The sequence below is a fragment of the Stenotrophomonas sp. LMG 10879 genome (assembly GCF_002750935.1).
In the GTDB taxonomy this organism is placed as follows: domain Bacteria; phylum Pseudomonadota; class Gammaproteobacteria; order Xanthomonadales; family Xanthomonadaceae; genus Stenotrophomonas; species Stenotrophomonas lactitubi_B.
In genome coordinates this window covers 339,378-355,588 of the sequence record NZ_PEJT01000004.1, presented here as the reverse complement: position 1 = coordinate 355,588, position 16,211 = coordinate 339,378, and the positions used below count along the sequence as shown (strand labels likewise).

Below are 16,211 nucleotides of genomic sequence, written 5' to 3'. Positions count from 1 at the left end.
ACGCGCGATTACTTGCGCTTGGCAGCCTTGCGCACGGCCTTCTTGGCCGGAGCCTTCTTGGCCACGGTCTTCTTCAGCGGTGCAGCCTTCTTGGCCACGGTCTTGCGGGTAGCGGCGACCTTCTTGCCGACAACCTTCTTGGCGACGGCGGTCTTCTTGCCGACGACCTTCTTGGCAGCAGCGGTCTTCTTGCCGACAACCTTCTTGGCAGCGGCGGTCTTCTTGCCGACAACCTTCTTGGCAGCGACGGTCTTCTTGCCGACAACCTTCTTGGCAGCGACGGTCTTCTTGCCGGCGACCTTCTTGGCAGCGACGGTCTTCTTGGCCACAGCCTTCTTGGCGGTCGCGACCTTCTTGCCGACAACCTTCTTGGCGGCGACGGTCTTCTTGGCGACAGCCTTCTTGGCGGTCGCGACCTTCTTGCCGACAACCTTCTTGGCAGCAGCGGTCTTCTTGGCAACAGCCTTCTTGGCGGTCGCAACCTTCTTGGTGGCGGCCTTCTTCACGGTGGCGACCTTCTTGCCGGCAGCCTTGGTGGTCTTCTTGGCAGCAGCAGCCTTCTTGGTCACGGTCTTGCCGGCAGCCGCCTTCTTCTTGGCCACTTCCTTCTTCAGGGCAGCCGCTTCGGCCTTGGCGTTCTTCTTGGCCGCTTCCAGCTTCTTCTTGGCGTTGGCAACGGTCTTGCCGACCGACTTGGCGGCCTTCTCGGCCTTCTTGGCAACGGTCTTCTCGACCTTGGCCACGACCTTCTTGGCCTTGGCGACGCGGGTGGTGGCAGCCTTGCTGGCGCGCTTGACGGTCTTCTTGACCGACTTCACTGCGTCTTCGGCGGCGTGGGCGATGGTCTCGCCGACGTTGGTGGCGGTTTCTTTCACGTTCTCGACGGCGTCGGTCACGACCGACACACCATTACCGTTGCTCATGTTGCCCTCCTAGGGGCCTGGATTGTCAAAACGGGGCGATGCTATACCGACAATGGCTATCGTGGAACGGGCACGGCCGGTCAATCGCATCCGGTGCGACGCAACTGGTGTAAGCGATGGCGGCGGCTGACGCGCCGCGCAGTCAGGAAATCCCTTTTTTTAAGCAGTGTGCTGCGCCGCTTGCCTGTTGCCGGCATGCCGATACAGGCACTGGCCGCCGCAACACGTCCGCGCAGCAATGAGTGTCATTGCAAGGTCAGGATGCGCGGAACTGCGCAAGTGTCGCGGTGTGTCATGGCGCTGTCGGCCTGCCTTGTGGCGCTCGCGCGCGGCTGTCGCGAACAGCGATACGGCGCGTTCGGAACCTCTCCGGCACCCTCGGCGCGAGATCGGATTTTCATGGGGCATTTATCCAGATCGCGACACACTCATTCAGCTTGTTCTACCGTATGCGTCAACGGCCCCCATCCCAGCCTGCGAACCGACTCCCATGCGACCGCTTCCCACCCTGCTTACGCTCGCAATCGCTGCTGCCTTCGGCGGCTTCGTTGCCACTGGCCTCAACGCGCACCTGGACAACCGTGCCGATGCCGCTCCGCTGCCGGCGGTACTGCCTACCACCGCAGCGCTGCCGGCATCGGTCGCCGGGCAGGCGGTGCCATCGCTTGCGCCGATGCTGGAAAAAGCCATGCCGGCGGTGGTCAGCGTCAACACCAAGCAGGTGGTGCGGGTACGCAACCCGTTCTTCAACGACCCGTTCTTCCGCCGCCTGTTCCCGGACATTCCGCAGGAGCGGATCAACGAGTCACTCGGTTCGGGCGTCATCATCGATGCCACCGAAGGCCTGGTGCTGACCAACCACCACGTCATCGACAATGCCGATGACGTGCAGGTGACACTGGCCGATGGGCGCACGGTCAAGGCCGAGTTCCTCGGCTCGGACCGCGACACCGACATCGCGCTGATCCGCATTCCGGCGCAGAACCTGACCGACATCAAGCTGGGCAACAGCGACCAGCTGCGGGTCGGCGACTTCGTGGTCGCCATCGGCAATCCGTTCGGTTTCAGCCAGACGGTCACCTCGGGCATCGTCTCGGCGGTGGGCCGCAGCGGCATCCGCGGGCTGGGCTACCAGAACTTCATCCAGACCGATGCGTCGATCAACCCGGGCAATTCCGGTGGCGCGCTGGTCAACCTGCAGGGCCAGCTGGTGGGCATCAACACCGCCAGCTTCAACCCGCAGGGCAGCATGGCCGGCAACATCGGCCTGGGCCTGGCGATTCCATCGAACCTGGCCCGCAGCGTGGTCGACCAGCTGGTCAAGCATGGCGTGGTGGTGCGCGGCACGCTGGGCATCGAAAGCCAGAACCTGAGCGCGCAGATCGCGCAGGGCCTGGGCCTGGGCGAAACCCGTGGCGCACTGGTGACCCGCGTGCTGGCCGGTTCGGCCGGTGCCGCCGCAGGGCTGAAGCCGGGCGACGTGGTGGTCTCGGCCAACGGCCAGCGGGTGGACAGTGCCGAAGCACTGCACAACGTGGAAGGCCTGGCGGCGGTGGGCAGCGTGCTGACCCTGGACGTTCGCCGCGAAGGCAAGCCGCTGCAGATCAAGGCCACGCTGAAGGAACAGGCGCGCGTGGTCAGCGGCGAGAGCCTGGACCCGCGCCTGACCGGTGCCAGCTTCGTCGACCTGCCCGAATCGCTGCGCCAGTCCGGCGTAGGCGGGGTGCTGGTCAGCGAGGTCAAGCGTGGCAGCCGCGCGGCGACCAATGGCCTGCAGCAGGGCGACATCATCACCGATGCCACGGTTGGCGAATTCGCCGACCTGGCCAGCTGGCGCGCCAATTTCCAGCAGCGCCCGCCGACCCTGGTGCTGCGCGTGCTGCGCAACAATGGCCAACAGCAGGGCCAGTTGGTGATGCGGTGATCGCCTGGCCGTAACGCCCCCTATACCCCCGTGATGCTATCTCTGTATGTCCAGGTCGGCTGAGCCGATCGCCCGTTCCCCCATCGCAACAGGAGTGATTCGATGAGCCCCACCAATACCGAAAACCTGAAGGACCACCTGGGTGAAGCCGGTTCCCACCTGAAGCAGGCCGCCAGCGCTGCCGGCGGTGCGATCAAGGGCGCTACCGGTGCCGCGACCGACGAACTGCGCATCGGCAAGGCCAACGTCAAGGCTGAACTGTCCGACAGCGCGCTGTCGGGCCTGGCTGCCGCCGAGTTCGGTGGTGCCGCCGCCAAGGAACAGGTCGATGCGCTGATGGACAAGGGCAAGGACCTGATCGACAGCGCCGCTGAACTGATCCGCGAACGTCCGCTGGCCTCGTTCGGTGTGGCCTTCGCTACCGGCTGGATCATCGCCAAGCTGGCCCGCGGCAGCGACAAGTAAGCTGCGGCGTGAGCGAAGACACCACGCAACGTCCGGATCCGGCGGCGACGCCGCCGTTGGACGAGAGCATCCGCCAGGTCGGCGCTGCCGGCCGGGCGACCGCCGATTCGGCCAAGCACTCGCTGCGTTCGCTGCGCCGGTTGGCGTCGGCGGACTTCGCGCTTGCACGCAGTGCGTTCGGGCGTGCGTTGGCCTGGGCCGGCGTCGCCATCGTATTCGGCGCCTCGGCCTGGTTGTTGCTGGCCGCCACCCTGATCGCCCTGCTGCAGAGCTTCGGCCTGAGCTGGCTGCAGGCACTGCTGATCACCTCGTTGCTGAGCCTGGCCGTCACCGGCTATGCGATCTGGCGCGTGTCGTACTTCTTCCACCACACCGGCATGCACGCCACCCGGCGCCAGTTGTCCCGGTTGGGCCTGTTCGATGAGCCCACCGATGATGATCCCGATGCCGGCGTGCAGATTCCGGAGGGCAAGCCATGAAGTTCGGTGCACTGCAGCGGCGGGTAAAGCGCTGCGAACAGGTGATGGCCGTGCGCATCGGCGAGACCCAGGACAACTGGGGCGTACTCAGCCAGGTCTGGCGACAGGGCTGGTCACCACTGCGCATCGTGCTGGTCGGCCTGGCCGGCGGTTTCATCGCCGGCAAGCTGGAGGTTCCAGGCAAGGTCAACGGTGCGCGTTGGCTGCAGATGGTAGGTTCGGTGTCCAGCCTGTTCGCCAGCGCACAGGCCGCGTTTGCCACCGTGGTGGCGGCGCAGGCGGCGGAAACCGCAGACGATGCCGCCGACCAGGCGGATGAGGCCGCCGAGCAGCCGGCGCCCGCAGCTGCACGGCCGGCAGCGCAGCCGGCGCCCACGGTGGACACCGAGCTGCGTGGGCCGCGTCCGGCCGAAGCGGCCACCGAGATGTCCGAACGTTGATGATCCTTACCCGCCGCGTTGATCGCGGCGGGTCGATAATGGGCTTCTTTTCCCGGTCGGTGCGTCGATGAGCGAGTCCCTGTTGTCCCCGCCGTCGCCTGCGCCGGACGCCCCCGCACCGCTGCCTCCCGCCTCGCGCCCACGTGGCCCGATGTCGCTGGTGATACTGGCGACCCTGGCCGTGGCGTTCACCCTGTGGGCGGCACAGGACATCATCCTGCCGGTGCTGCTGGCGATGTTCTTCGCCCTGGTCGGCAACCCGATCCTGCGCCTGCTGCAGAAGCTGTGGATTCCGCGCGCCCTTGGCGCCCTGCTGGTGCTGGGCGCCGGACTGGGCGTGACCGGCGCCTTGGCGGTGCAGCTGATCGGCCCGGCGATGGACTGGGCACAGGAAGCACCGCAGCAGCTGCGCAAGGTCGCGCGCCAGGTGCAGGACCTGACCAAGCCGGTGCAGCAGGCCAACCAGGCGGCGGAGAATTTCGCGCGCGTGGCCGGTGGCGACGGCAACCGCAAGGTGCAGGTGATCCGCACCCAGTTGGACGATCCGTACCGCATGCTGACGCGCGCGCCGCGGCTGGCCGCCTCGGTGCTGGCCGTCGTGCTGCTGACATTGTTCTTCATGATCTACGGCCAGAGTCTGCAGCGCGCGGCGATCGCCCTGTTCCCGAACCGGCAGCAGCAGCGCTTCACCAGCGACATCCTGCGCTCGATCGAGCATGAGGTATCGCGCTACGTGTTGACCATCAGCGTGATCAACACCGTGGTCGGCCTGCTGTTGGCCGGCGTGCTGATGCTGCTGGGCATCGGCCTGCAGGAGGCCCTGCTGTGGGGCACCGTGGCGGCGCTGCTGAATTTCGCGCCCTATGTCGGCCCGCTGCTCGGCGTGGCATTGATGCTGCTGATGGGCTTCGTCGAGTTCCGCGACCCGCTGCAGGCGCTGCTGCCTGCGGCCGCCTACCTGACCCTGCATACCCTGGAAGGGCAGATGGTGACGCCGATCGTGCTTGGCCGGCAGATGAAACTGTCACCGCTGGTGCTGATCCTGGCGCTGATGGTCTTCGGCTGGGCCTGGGGCATGATCGGCCTGCTGTTGGCGGTGCCGCTGCTGGTCTGCATCAAGCTGGTGCTGGCACGACTGGAGGGCATGCAGGGCTGGGCGCGCTTGCTGGAGTGAGCTGGCCAGGACAATGATCGCGCCGATGGCAGGGCCGGAAACAAGGGCAGAACTGGCAGAATAGTCCCCCTTTTTTCGGATGGATCCGTTCGGATGACCTCGTTCGCCACACGCTGCCTCGCCCTTGCCTGCCTTGCCACCCCTGCTTTCGCCGCGACGCCGCCGGCAGTCGAGCAGGCGCGTGCCCAGCTGGTCGAAGCGGTCACCTGCCAGCGCCACCTCACCCCCAGGCAGTTCGAAACGATCGCCCAGTTGCTGGCACCGCCGCCGCTGCGGGCGGAAAACGGGGAGTCCAGCGGTGAGTTCCTGTTGACCACGCCGCTGATGGTGCTGGGCCAGCCAGTGAACCGCCTGCAGGCCTACGACGGCGACAGCGGCGAGGATGGCGTCGACAGTTTCACCGCGTACTTCAGCACCGCCAGCGTCGAACAGATCGCGGCACTGGCGAAGCTGTCCGACCCAGTGGCGGGCAGCTACACGCGGGAAGTAGGCCGGCACAACCTGGATGTGCGGCGGTTCGACGGCCAGACCACCATCAGCTGCTCCTACGACCTGCGCTGACGCACCCTGCAGTGCCCCCTGCCCGTCGCGCGCATGAAAGCGCGCGCGGGCAGGCGTAGAATGGCGGGGTGAAATTCCCTGTCCTTGCCATCACCCTCGACCTCGACGATACGCTGTGGCCGTTCGCTCCGATCGGCGCCCGCATCGACCAGGTCCTGTTCGACTGGATGCGTGAACACAGCCCCGCCACCGCCGCGATGTATCCGGTGGCGGCCATGCGCGAACTGCGCGAGCGCTCGTTCCGCGACAACCCCCACCTGCATTTCGACCTGAGCGCGCTGCGCCGGCTGACGATCCAGGAGGCGCTGGAAAACAGTGGCGCCAGCCTGGATCTTCTGGAACCGGCGTATGAAGTGTTCTACGCGGCGCGCAACCAGGTGGAGTGCTACCCCGATGCGCTGGATGCTCTGGCGCGGATCGCCGCGCGGGTGCCGGTGGCCGCGTTGAGCAACGGCAACGCCGACCTGGAACGGATCGGCCTGGCCCATCACTTCAGCTTCCAGCTGGGCGCGCGCGAGCATGGCGCGGCCAAGCCCGAAGCAAGCATTTTCCACGCCGCCTGCGACCGCCTGGGCGTCGCCCCGGCGCAGGTGCTGCACGTGGGCGACCACGTCGAGATGGACGTGGCCGGCGCGATGGCTGCCGGCCTGCGCGGCTGCTGGATCAACCGCGAAGCGGCCACCTGGAACCATCCGCAGCTGCAGCCTGACCTGCAGTTCGACACCCTCACCGGCCTGGCCGATTGGCTCGATGCCAACCTCGACGCCGCCGACGCTGACGAATCCCGGAGTACCTGACGCATGAGCGAGATCACTGGTTTCACCGCCGACACCACCGCCGCGCTGCCGTTGCACGTGCTGGACCGCAGCCAGTTCGAGGCGTGGAAGAACAGCCAGTCCGCTGCAACCCAGGCGTGGTTGAAGTCGCAGGGGTTCACTGCCGGCGCGCATTCGGTTGCCCTGTTGCCCGGCGCCGATGGCCTGGCGGGCGCGGTGATCGGTATCGGCGATCGCGGCGATGCCTACAGCTACGCCCATGCACCGCATGCCCTGCCGGAAGGCAGCGTGTGGCAGCTGGCCAGCGAACTGCCGGCTGCCGAACAGGCGCTGCTGCAGCTGGGCTGGGGCCTGGGCAGCTACCGCTTCGACCGCTACCGCAAGCGCAACCGTACGCCGGCCCAGCTGGTTGCCGCACCGACCGGCGAGGTGGCCGACCTGATCGCCGCCAGCCTGCGCGTGCGTGACTGGGTCAACACCCCCACCGAAGACATGGGCCCGCAGCAACTGGAAGACGCCGCGCGTGCACTGGCTGAAGCGCATGGCGCGCAGGTTGAAGCGATCACCGGCGACCAACTGCTGGCGCAGAACTTCCCGGCCATCCATGCCGTGGGCCGTGCCTCGCACCGCGCGCCGCGGCTGATCGTGCTGCGCTGGGGCAAGGAGACGGACCCGGCGCTGGCGCTGGTCGGCAAGGGCGTGTGCTTCGATACCGGCGGCCTGGACATCAAGCCGGCCGATGGCATGCGCAACATGAAGAAGGACATGGGCGGCGCCGCCCACGCGCTGGCACTGGCCGGGCTGGTGATGGCCCAGCAGTTGCCGGTGCGCCTGACCCTGCTGGTACCGGCGGTGGAAAACGCGATCGGCCCGGATGCGTTCCGTCCGGGCGAAGTGATCGCCACCCGCAAGGGCCTGAGCGTGGAGATCGACAACACCGACGCCGAAGGCCGGGTGATCCTGTGCGACGCGCTGACCTTCGCCGGTGAGCAGAAGCCGGACCTGGTGCTGGACTTCGCCACCCTGACCGGCGCCGCGCGCATCGCGCTGGGCCCGGATCTGCCGGCGCTGTTCAGCAACGATGACACGGTTGCCCAGCAGTGGCTGCAGGCTGGCGACGCCACCCGCGACCCGGTCTGGCGCATGCCGCTGTGGCGCCCCTACCTGCGTTACCTGAGCAGCGGCATCGCCGACCTGGCCAACGCCGGTTCGCGCATGGCCGGCTCGGTGACCGCCGCGCTGTACCTGGAACGCTTCCTGGAAGATGGCCAGCGCTGGGCACATCTGGACGTGTACGCCTGGAACGATGGCGAGCGCCCGGGCCGCCCGGCCGGTGGCGAAGCCCTCGCCCTGCGTTCGGCCTGGGCGATGCTGAAAGCGCGTTACGCCTGATGCAGCCGCCGGGCATGGCCCGGCGCTACCGATGCCGGGGCGGGTGCTGATCCTGGTCGGCACTGCATTCCCGGCAAATCTGACGAAAAATTGAATTTCGGCCCCGGCCGGGTTCTGCGAGGATGTGGTGGTCGCCCACCCACACGTCCGTGAAGGCAGGACTCCGACCATGTCGCTCTTCCGCTACACCCGTGCCGGCCAAGGGCCGCAGTCACCGCGCAGGCATTCACCGCTGCCCTGGATCGCGCTGATCGCGCTGATCCTGGGCGTCGTCGCCCTCGCTTTCGCCTGGTTGGCCGGCTGGATCGGCCGCGACCGGCTGACCGCACAGCGCTTCACCGACACCATCGAGGCCACCGGCCCTGCGCATCCCGGCTTCCGCCGCGCGCACAGCAAGGGTGTGTGCGTGAGTGGCTGGTTCGAACCCAGCGCGCAGGCGCCCACACTGTCCAGTGCACGGGTGTTCTCGCAGGCCAAGGTACCGGTGATGGGCCGCCTGTCGATCGGCGGCGGTGACCCCTACGGCGCCGACAACACCGCACGCGTCCGGAGCATCGCGGTACAGCTGGTCGGCGATGACGGCCAGGAATGGCGGATGGCGATGAACAGCTTCCCGTTCTTTGCCGTGCCCACCGCCGAAGCCTTCTACGAGCAGACCCGCGCGCAGATTCCGGACCCGGCCACCGGCAAGCCCGACCCGCAGAAGATGGCCGCCGTGCTGGCGAAATACCCCAGCGCGCAGGCGTTCCAGCAGTGGGCCAAGAGCGCACCGTGGACCAGCAGCTGGGCCAACACCACCTTCAACAGCGTCAACAGCTTCTGGTTCACCAACGCACAGGGGCAGAAGCGCGCGGTGCGCTGGCGCTGGCAGCCGCAGGCACCGGTGGTGGAGATGGATGCGGACGCACGCAAGCAGGCCAGCGTCGATTTCCTCAGCCAGGAACTGCAGCAGCGCCTGGCCAGCGGCCCGGTGCGCTGGAACCTGGTGGTCAGCCTGGCCGCGCCCGGTGATGCCATCGATGATCCCTCGGTGCCGTGGCCGGAATCGCGCGAACAGGTGGTGGCCGGCGTGCTCAGCCTCGACCGCATGCAGTCGCAGGAAGAAGGTGCCTGCGGCCAGCTCAACTTCGATCCGCTGATCGTGCCCAGCGGCGTGCGCGGCAGTGATGACCCGATCCTGGCGGCGCGCTCTGCGGTGTATTCGCAGTCGTTCAACCGTCGCGAGCGCGAGCGCGCCAGCGGCAACGTCGAGCAACCGAAGGAGGCTGCGCAATGAACACCGGCAACGGCCACTTCAACCTGCTTGCCCGGGTGCTGCACTGGTCCATGGCGTTGATGATCATCGCGATGCTTTTCATCGGCGTGACCATGGTCGCCTCGCTGCACCTGCGCCCCCTGCTGATCGACCTGCACCGGCCGCTGGGCATCGCCATCCTGCTGCTGGTGGTGCTGCGCCTGTACAACCGCCTGCGCCATCGCCCACCGCCGCTGCCGGCAGATCTTCCGGCGTGGCAGGTGCTGGCGGCGAAGGCCTCGCACTGGATGCTGTACGCGTTGATGCTGGCGATGCCGCTGATCGGCTGGGCAATGCTGTCGGCCGGCGGCTACCCGATCGTGCTGGGCGGTAGCCTGCACCTGCCACCGATCGTGCCGCACACCCCGGCGCTGTACGCCGCGCTGCGCAATGCGCACAGCCTGCTGGCCTATGTGTTGTTCGCCACGGTGCTGATGCATGTGGGTGCGGCGTTGTTCCACCTGTGGGTGCGCCGCGATGGCGTGTTCCAGGCGATGGCACGCGGGAAGGATTGAAAGGGTTCGCCGGGAGTTCCCGGCGGATCGTTTCCGCGACTGCGGGGGGTGTCACTTTCTTTGCTCGTGCAAAGAAAGTAACCAAAGAAACACGCCGCCAGGTCGCGAGCCGACGTGCTTCGCACGCCGGTGCCCTGCGCTCCTCGGCCCGTCGAGGGACGGCGCGGGAACTCGCTGCGCTCAGACACCCGCGCCTCTGCGCCCTCGCCGGACCTGCGGTGCTCGGCTCGCTCAAGGCGGACGGGAGGGCAACAGCGACAGCATCCACGCATGGCGTGGATCTACTGGGTGCAGGTCTGGCGTTTGACGTTGGGTCCGCCTTCTAGCGAGCCGAGCATCGCAGGGGAATCAGGGGCGTAGAGGCGCCGATGTCTGAGCGCAGCGAGTTCGGCGCCGTCCCCTGATTCACCGAGAAGCGCAAGGCACCGGTGCGCAGCACCGGCTCGCGACCTGGCGGCGTGTTTCTTTGGTTACTTTCTTTGCACGAGCAAAGAAAGTGACACCTCCCCGCGGTCGCGGAAATGATCCCTACAACCACCCCTTCTGCCGCGCCAGCCGATACGCCTCGATCCTGTTGGCCACGCCCAGCTTGCCGATGCATTCGGACAGGTAATTGCGCACTGTGCCGTGCGACAGCCCCAGCTGCTCGGCGATCTCGCTGGCGGTGCGGCCCTCGCCCGCCAGGCGCAGCACGCGGCGCTCGCGGTCGGTCAGCGGGTCGGCCTGCGACCAGGCATCCAGGGCCAGCTGCGGGTCGATCGCGCGGATCCCCTGCTTCACCTTGCGCAGCGCCTCGGCCAGGTTCTCTGCCGGTGCATCCTTTAATAGATAACCCAGCACGCCCGCTTCCAGCGCACGGCGCAGGAAACCGGCGCGGGCGAAGGTGGTCACGATCACCACCCTGATCGGCAGTTCATGGCGGGCGATGCGCTGGGCCAGCTCCAGCCCGCTCAACCCGGGCATTTCAATGTCGGTGACCAGGATGTCCGGCTGCAGCTGCTGCAGCATGCGCCAGGCGGCTTCGCCGTCGGCTGCACTGCCCAGTACTTCGATATCCGGTTCCAGGCCCAGCAGCGCCGACAATGCGCCACGCACCATCGCCTGATCCTCGGCCAGCAGGATGCGGATCATGCCGCGCCTCCCTGTGCCAGCGATGCCGGCGACAGCGGCGTAGTCGCGGCCACCAGGGGCACGCGCACGGTCAGCAGCGTGCCTTCCCCGCGTGGCGACTGCAGCGTCAACTGGCCACCCAGCGCCGCTGCCCGCTCACGCATGCCACACAGTCCGTTGCCCTCGGCCTGCACGCCGCCACGGCCGTCATCGCGTATCTGCATTGCCAACTGTCGGTCCTCAAGCATGAAATCCACCTGCACCCGGGTCGCCTGCGCGTGGCGCACGATGTTGGTCGCCGCCTCGCGCAGCACCAGTGCCAGCCCACGCTCCACCTCCACTGGCATCGGCGGCGGCGGCATGTACTGCAGGTGTACCTGTTGGCATTCCAGCAGCAGGCGAGCCGAGGCCAGTTCGCCGGCCAGGTCGCTGGCGCGGATGCCGGTGACCGCACTGCGTACCTGTGCCAGCGCCTCGCGCGCGATGTCCTCGGCTTCACCGATTTCCTGCCGGGCACGCGCGTCATCGCGGTCGTACAGCTTGCGCGCCAGTTCCAGCTTCAGCGTGATCAACGACAGCGTATGCCCCAGCAGGTCATGCAGATCACGGCCGATGCGCTCGCGCTCGGCGGTGGTCGCCAGGCGCCGCACCTCATCCTGGGACAGCTGCAGGGCGACGTCGCGCTGATGGCTCAAGGCCTCCACGTTCACCACCAGCCCGACAATGAACGATACCGCCGGCATCCACACCATGGCCTGCCACGGATAACCGAAGTACAGCGCGGTGCTGCAGAACAGCAGATTCAGGCCAGTGAGCTGCAACAGGTACACCCACCAGCCGCCGCGGCTGCTCATGCGGATCATCACGCAGCCGAACACGAAGTAGCTCAGTCCCGACGGATACCACGGCAGCAGTACCAGGGCCATCGCAATCATGGCCAGCGCGTAGCGCCAGGCGTGGTGCCGTGGCGCCAGCATCACCTTGGCATAGAACAGCAGGAACAACGGATAGCTGGCCAGCGTCAGCAACAACCAGCGCAGCGTGAAGCCATTGCCGAGCACCGGGGTGAGGAAGATCCAGACCGACCACAGCAGATGGATCGCGCCACTCCAGGGCGACTTGCCTCGCCGCAGCAGTTCGGCCACTGCCGAATCCGGTGCGGGGCGCAGCAGGGACGCAAGCCAGCTCGGTGGCACGGAGGATTCCAGGCGGGGACGATCGCTGCCGATCATGCCAGTTCAGCCGACCCGGCGCAGGCGGCGACGCGCCAGCAGCAGTGCGCCCGCACTCACACCCAGCAACACCAGCAGATGGCCAACGGTATCGCCACGCGCCGGCTGGCCAAGAATGGGCAGGGCCAGCTGCGCCAGGTGCCAGGTCGGCCACAGCGGCGCCAGCGTCGAAAACACCGTCGGCAATGCCGACAACGGCAGCCACAGCCCGGACAGCAGGGCCAGCGGCAGGTAGACCAGGTTGACGATGGCCGGTGCCGCGCTGGCGCCGACATGGCTGCCGATCAGCAGGCCGATCGACCCCAGCGGCAATGCCGCAAACGCCGCCACGGCCAGCAGCTGCAGTACCTGCACCGCCTGCAGCTGCACGCCGCCGAAGAGGCACGCCACCGCCATCAGCATTGCGGCGATCAGCACCGCGAACAGCAGGGCCATTGCCAGCCGCGCCAGCAGCGGCGCTGCGGCAGGCAGCGGCAGTGCGCGCTTGAGGGTCAGCAGACCGCCTTCGCGGTCCAGCGCCAGCTGCACGCCAAAGCCAAACAGCGAGGGCGCCATCGCGCCGAACACGCAGTAGGTCGCCAGCAGATAGACCGGCGCGTGGCCACGGCCCAGCAGTACGCCGAACAACAGGTAGAACAGCACCGGGAACAACAGCGAGGGCAGCACGAACGACGGCGAGCGGCAGGCGCGACGCAGCTCGGCCTGCAGTTCGGCGCGATAGGGACGCAGGGCACGCAGCCAGGCGGAAGGCGCTGCACCGGCGGCGGTGGGACGGGTCAAGGTGTTCATGCGGCCTCCCGGGTCAGGTCGAGGAAGGCGTCGGCCAGTGCCGCGCCCTGTACTTCCAGTTCTCGCAGTTGCGCATCGGTGGCCAGCAGCCGGGCTACCACCGGCTCGGCCGGGCTGGCCAGCACCTGCAGATGTTCACCATCGCGCTGCACCTGCTGGACGCCGGGCCAGTGCTGCACCTCATCGGCGGCCAGCGTGCTGCGGCAGCGGATGCGTCGCGGGCGGTCGGCCAGGCGCAGTTCGGACAGCGGCGCATCGGCCACTACCCTGCCCTGCTCCAGCACCACCACCCGTTGCGCCAGCGCCTCGGCTTCTTCCAGGTAGTGGGTGGTCAGCAGCACGCCGCAGCCTTCGGCCACCAGTTGCCGGATCGCCTGCCACATCGCCTGCCGCGCCTGGATGTCCAGGCCGGTGGTGGGCTCATCGAGGAACAGCACGCGCGGGCGGCCGCAGATGGCAATGGCGAACTGCACGCAGCGCTGCTGCCCGCCGGACAGCTGGCCATAGCGACGCCGGGCAAGGCCCTGCAGGCCCACACGCTGCAGTACGTCGCCCAGCGGCAATGGATCCGGATAGCAGGCGCTGGCCTGCGCCACCAGTTCATCCACCTGCAGCATCGGCGGCAGGCTGGTGCTCTGCAGCATCACGCCGAGGCCGAGCCGATGATCGCGTTGCTGCGGATCGCCGTCCAGCAGCTCGACCTGGCCGCCGTCGGCGCGGCGCAGGCCCAACAGCACGCTGATCGCGGTACTCTTGCCGGCACCGTTGCGGCCCAGCAGGGCCAGTACCTGGCCAGCGCGGACCTGCAGGTCGATGCCGTGCAGGGCGGTATGGTCGCGGTAACGCACCTGCACCTGCTGCAGGCGGGCCAGCGGCGGAGCGATCGGATCCATGGGCAGTACCGGTAGCGGGGACGTTGCCATCCTGTGCCGCCGTGGTCACATTTCGCAGTTGCCGCCGTCAATGACATCGGATGACAGCTGTCACTGCCATCGCCGATGCACCTGCCTTCATGCTGTGCCGCACGCTCCACCGCCGGAACCGCCGCTGCCTGCCCTTCCGGTCACACCCGCCCGAACGCCTGTGATGGAACGAATGAACGCTTCTGCCGAGCTGTTGAAGGAACTCCGTATCGACCGCAAGTCGCCGCCGCCTGCCTCCAGTGGTGGCAGTGGTGGCCGCCGCTGGCTGTGGATCGCCGTGGTCGTGATCATCGTGTTGCTGGCCGGCGGTGCATTCGCCCTGTTCGGCCGCGCGCCCACCGTGGAAGTGGACACCGCGCCGGCCGTGGCCATCCAGCAGGGCAGCGCCAGCAGTTCGGTGCTCGATGCCAGCGGCTACGTCGTCGCCCGGCGCATGGCCACGGTGTCGGCCAAGATCACCGGCAAGGTGCGCGAGGTGATGATCGAAGAAGGCATGCGGGTGGAACAGGGGCAGGTCATGGCCACCCTGGACCCGATCGATGCCGACGCGCAGCGCAGCCTGTATGCCTCGCAGCTGCAGGCCGCACGCAGCCAGGTGGTTGGCCTGGAAGCCCAGCAGAAGCAAGCCGCCGCCGAGGCCAGCCGCCTGCAGGCACTGGTCGGCCAGCAACTGGTCTCGCGTTCGCAGTACGACCAGGCCGTGGCCCAGCGTGACAGCCTGCGTGCGCAGTTGGAAACCGCACGGCGCAACGTCAAGGTGGCCAACGACCAGCTGTCCATCGCCGATCTCGGCGTGGACAACAACATCGTGCGCGCGCCGTTCTCCGGTGTGGTCACCGCCAAGGCCGCGCAGCCCGGTGAAATCGTCTCGCCGCTGTCGGCCGGCGGCGGCTTCACCCGTACCGGCATCGGCACCATCGTCGACATGGAATCGCTGGAGATCGAAGTCGAGGTCGGCGAAGCGTTCATTGGCCGCGTGCAGCCGAAGATGCCGGTGGAAGCCACGCTCAACGCCTATCCGGACTGGAAGATCCCGGCCGAGGTGATTGCCATCATTCCCACCGCTGACCGCGGCAAGGCCACGGTGAAGGTGCGGGTGGCGCTGAAAGTGAAAGACCCGCGCATCGTGCCGGAGATGGGCGTGCGGGTCAGCTTCCTGGAACAGGCGCAGCCGCAGGCGGCCAGCAAGCCACAAGGCGTTCGCGTGCCGGGCGGTGCCGTGGTCCAGCGCGAGGGCGTCTCGGTGGCTTTCGTGCTGGGTGACCAGAACCGCGTGCAGCAGCGCACGGTCGAGGCCGGCCAGGCGATGGGCAAGGACCGCCAGATCCTCAAGGGCGTGAGCGCGGGGGAGTCGGTGGTGGTCAACCCGCCGGACACCCTGCGCGATGGCGCCAAGGTGCAACAGAAACAAGCGCAGTAACGGTCTGGCGCCCACGGGCGCCGCCGGCAGCACCGCTCGACGCACGCCTGCGGCCTCCGCCGGTGCGCTTCCCCGTTTCCCGCCTTCCGTGGAGAACCACCCATGTCGACCCTGGTTTCACTGCGCAACATCACCAAGACCTACCAGCGTGGCCCCGAGAAAGTGCAGGTGCTGCACGGCATCGACCTGGATATCGCCAGCGGCGATTTCGTCGCGCTGATGGGCCCGTCCGGTTCCGGCAAGACCACCCTGCTCAACCTGATCGGCGGGCTGGACAACCCCACGGGCGGCGAGATCAGCATCGAAGGCGAGCGCATCGACCAGATGAGCGGCGGCCAGCTGTCGACGTGGCGCAGCCATCACGTCGGCTTCGTATTCCAGTTCTACAACCTGATGCCGATGCTGACCGCGCAGAAGAACGTGGAACTGCCATTGCTGCTGACCCACCTCAGCGCGGCGCAGCGCAAGCGCAACGCGGAGATCGCGCTGACCCTGGTCGGCCTGGCCGACCGCCGCAGCCATCGCCCCAACGAATTGTCCGGCGGCCAGCAGCAGCGCGTGGCGATCGCCCGCGCGATCGTCTCCGACCCGACCTTCCTGATCTGCGACGAACCGACCGGCGACCTCGACCGCCAGTCCGCCGAAGAGATCCTGGGCCTGCTGCAGCAGCTCAACCGCGAACACGGCAAGACCATCATCATGGTCACCCATGACCCGAAGGCCGCCGAGTACGCCACCCACACGGTGCACCTGGACAAGGGCGAGCTGGCCGACGCCCCGCTGGCCCACTGACG

The 16,211-nt window shown here is 67.7% G+C and carries 17 protein-coding genes; 12 read left to right on the top strand and 5 right to left on the bottom strand.

Annotated features, from left to right (window positions below):
- Window positions 1-8: 8 nt before the first annotated feature.
- Window positions 9-923 carry a histone gene (locus CR919_RS08575; RefSeq protein ID WP_099819645.1) on the bottom strand — a complete coding sequence of 305 codons (915 nt, stop codon included), beginning with the start codon at window positions 921-923 and terminating at the stop codon, window positions 9-11.
- Between the two features lie 490 nt (window positions 924-1,413).
- On the opposite strand from CR919_RS08575, the gene CR919_RS08570 reads away from it, so the two are divergent.
- The 10 genes from CR919_RS08570 (at window position 1,414) to CR919_RS08525 (ending at window position 9,943) form a co-directional block, all read left to right on the top strand.
- Window positions 1,414-2,847, top strand: a complete 1,434-nt coding sequence (locus tag CR919_RS08570) for a Do family serine endopeptidase (RefSeq protein WP_099819644.1) — start codon at window positions 1,414-1,416, stop codon at window positions 2,845-2,847.
- Between the two features lie 102 nt (window positions 2,848-2,949).
- Window positions 2,950-3,312, top strand: coding sequence for a hypothetical protein (locus CR919_RS08565; RefSeq protein WP_025878359.1), 363 nt, complete (start codon window positions 2,950-2,952; stop codon window positions 3,310-3,312).
- Between the two features lie 8 nt (window positions 3,313-3,320).
- A complete protein-coding gene (locus tag CR919_RS08560) occupies window positions 3,321-3,791 on the top strand; it encodes a phage holin family protein (RefSeq protein ID WP_025878358.1) in 471 nt (156 codons plus the stop codon).
- Entirely contained in the window at window positions 3,788-4,231 is a 444-nt protein-coding gene (locus CR919_RS08555) for a protein sip-5 (protein WP_099819643.1), read from the top strand. Before CR919_RS08560 ends, CR919_RS08555 begins: the two co-directional genes overlap by 4 nt.
- A 67-nt stretch (window positions 4,232-4,298) precedes the next feature.
- Window positions 4,299-5,405: an AI-2E family transporter gene (locus CR919_RS08550; protein ID WP_099819642.1), complete on the top strand. Its 1,107-nt coding sequence runs from the start codon at window positions 4,299-4,301 to the stop codon at window positions 5,403-5,405.
- 93 nt (window positions 5,406-5,498) lie between these two features.
- Window positions 5,499-5,966 (top strand): hypothetical protein, encoded by a 468-nt coding sequence (locus CR919_RS08545; protein ID WP_099819641.1) that lies wholly within the window; start codon window positions 5,499-5,501, stop codon window positions 5,964-5,966.
- 68 nt (window positions 5,967-6,034) lie between these two features.
- A complete protein-coding gene (locus CR919_RS08540; protein ID WP_089241387.1) occupies window positions 6,035-6,763 on the top strand; it encodes an HAD-IA family hydrolase in 729 nt (242 codons plus the stop codon).
- A gap of 3 nt (window positions 6,764-6,766) precedes the next feature.
- Entirely contained in the window at window positions 6,767-8,134 is a 1,368-nt protein-coding gene (locus CR919_RS08535) for a leucyl aminopeptidase family protein (protein ID WP_099819640.1), read from the top strand.
- Between the two features lie 169 nt (window positions 8,135-8,303).
- Window positions 8,304-9,410 (top strand): catalase family peroxidase, encoded by a 1,107-nt coding sequence (locus tag CR919_RS08530; RefSeq protein ID WP_099819639.1) that lies wholly within the window; start codon window positions 8,304-8,306, stop codon window positions 9,408-9,410.
- Window positions 9,407-9,943, top strand: coding sequence for a cytochrome b (locus CR919_RS08525; RefSeq protein WP_099819638.1), 537 nt, complete (start codon window positions 9,407-9,409; stop codon window positions 9,941-9,943). The genes CR919_RS08530 and CR919_RS08525 overlap by 4 nt, the downstream gene beginning before the upstream one ends.
- 528 nt (window positions 9,944-10,471) lie before the next feature.
- Here CR919_RS08525 and CR919_RS08520 read toward each other — a convergent pair.
- Genes CR919_RS08520 through CR919_RS08505 form a run of 4 tightly spaced genes read right to left on the bottom strand, consistent with a single transcriptional unit; the run spans window position 10,472 to window position 13,967 of the window.
- Window positions 10,472-11,074, bottom strand: a complete 603-nt coding sequence (locus tag CR919_RS08520) for a response regulator transcription factor (RefSeq protein WP_099819637.1) — start codon at window positions 11,072-11,074, stop codon at window positions 10,472-10,474.
- Window positions 11,071-12,285, bottom strand: a complete 1,215-nt coding sequence (locus CR919_RS08515) for a sensor histidine kinase (RefSeq protein ID WP_099819636.1) — start codon at window positions 12,283-12,285, stop codon at window positions 11,071-11,073. The genes CR919_RS08520 and CR919_RS08515 overlap by 4 nt, the downstream gene beginning before the upstream one ends.
- 6 nt (window positions 12,286-12,291) lie before the next feature.
- Complete coding sequence (locus CR919_RS08510) at window positions 12,292-13,074, bottom strand: ABC transporter permease (protein ID WP_099819635.1); 783 nt, start codon at window positions 13,072-13,074, stop codon at window positions 12,292-12,294.
- The gene (locus CR919_RS08505) at window positions 13,071-13,967 is read right to left on the bottom strand and encodes an ABC transporter ATP-binding protein (protein ID WP_099819634.1); all 897 of its coding nucleotides are present in this window, start codon (window positions 13,965-13,967) and stop codon (window positions 13,071-13,073) included. Before CR919_RS08505 ends, CR919_RS08510 begins: the two co-directional genes overlap by 4 nt.
- 202 nt (window positions 13,968-14,169) lie before the next feature.
- Here CR919_RS08505 and CR919_RS08500 point away from each other — a divergent pair, with 202 nt between their 5' ends.
- Together CR919_RS08500 and CR919_RS08495 are read left to right on the top strand one after the other, a co-directional pair.
- Window positions 14,170-15,417 carry an efflux RND transporter periplasmic adaptor subunit gene (locus CR919_RS08500; protein WP_099819633.1) on the top strand — a complete coding sequence of 416 codons (1,248 nt, stop codon included), beginning with the start codon at window positions 14,170-14,172 and terminating at the stop codon, window positions 15,415-15,417.
- A 102-nt stretch (window positions 15,418-15,519) separates the two neighbouring features.
- Window positions 15,520-16,209, top strand: coding sequence for an ABC transporter ATP-binding protein (locus tag CR919_RS08495; RefSeq protein ID WP_025878346.1), 690 nt, complete (start codon window positions 15,520-15,522; stop codon window positions 16,207-16,209).
- Window positions 16,210-16,211: the final 2 nt, after the last annotated feature.

Excerpts from the sequence above, each read along its gene's own strand:
- CR919_RS08500 (WP_099819633.1), top strand. The coding sequence starts at position 14,170 with ATGAACGCTTCTGCCGAGCTGTTGAAGGAACTCCGTATCGACCGCAAG.
- CR919_RS08575 (WP_099819645.1), bottom strand. The coding sequence starts at position 923 with ATGAGCAACGGTAATGGTGTGTCGGTCGTGACCGACGCCGTCGAGAAC.
- CR919_RS08520 (WP_099819637.1), bottom strand. The coding sequence starts at position 11,074 with ATGATCCGCATCCTGCTGGCCGAGGATCAGGCGATGGTGCGTGGCGCA.
- CR919_RS08530 (WP_099819639.1), top strand. The coding sequence starts at position 8,304 with ATGTCGCTCTTCCGCTACACCCGTGCCGGCCAAGGGCCGCAGTCACCG.
- CR919_RS08505 (WP_099819634.1), bottom strand. The coding sequence starts at position 13,967 with ATGGATCCGATCGCTCCGCCGCTGGCCCGCCTGCAGCAGGTGCAGGTG.
- CR919_RS08535 (WP_099819640.1), top strand. The coding sequence starts at position 6,767 with ATGAGCGAGATCACTGGTTTCACCGCCGACACCACCGCCGCGCTGCCG.
- CR919_RS08570 (WP_099819644.1), top strand. The coding sequence starts at position 1,414 with ATGCGACCGCTTCCCACCCTGCTTACGCTCGCAATCGCTGCTGCCTTC.
- CR919_RS08525 (WP_099819638.1), top strand. The coding sequence starts at position 9,407 with ATGAACACCGGCAACGGCCACTTCAACCTGCTTGCCCGGGTGCTGCAC.
- CR919_RS08510 (WP_099819635.1), bottom strand. The coding sequence starts at position 13,074 with ATGAACACCTTGACCCGTCCCACCGCCGCCGGTGCAGCGCCTTCCGCC.
- CR919_RS08550 (WP_099819642.1), top strand. The coding sequence starts at position 4,299 with ATGAGCGAGTCCCTGTTGTCCCCGCCGTCGCCTGCGCCGGACGCCCCC.
- CR919_RS08555 (WP_099819643.1), top strand. The coding sequence starts at position 3,788 with ATGAAGTTCGGTGCACTGCAGCGGCGGGTAAAGCGCTGCGAACAGGTG.
- CR919_RS08545 (WP_099819641.1), top strand. The coding sequence starts at position 5,499 with ATGACCTCGTTCGCCACACGCTGCCTCGCCCTTGCCTGCCTTGCCACC.
- CR919_RS08515 (WP_099819636.1), bottom strand. The coding sequence starts at position 12,285 with ATGATCGGCAGCGATCGTCCCCGCCTGGAATCCTCCGTGCCACCGAGC.
- CR919_RS08565 (WP_025878359.1), top strand. The coding sequence starts at position 2,950 with ATGAGCCCCACCAATACCGAAAACCTGAAGGACCACCTGGGTGAAGCC.
- CR919_RS08495 (WP_025878346.1), top strand. The coding sequence starts at position 15,520 with ATGTCGACCCTGGTTTCACTGCGCAACATCACCAAGACCTACCAGCGT.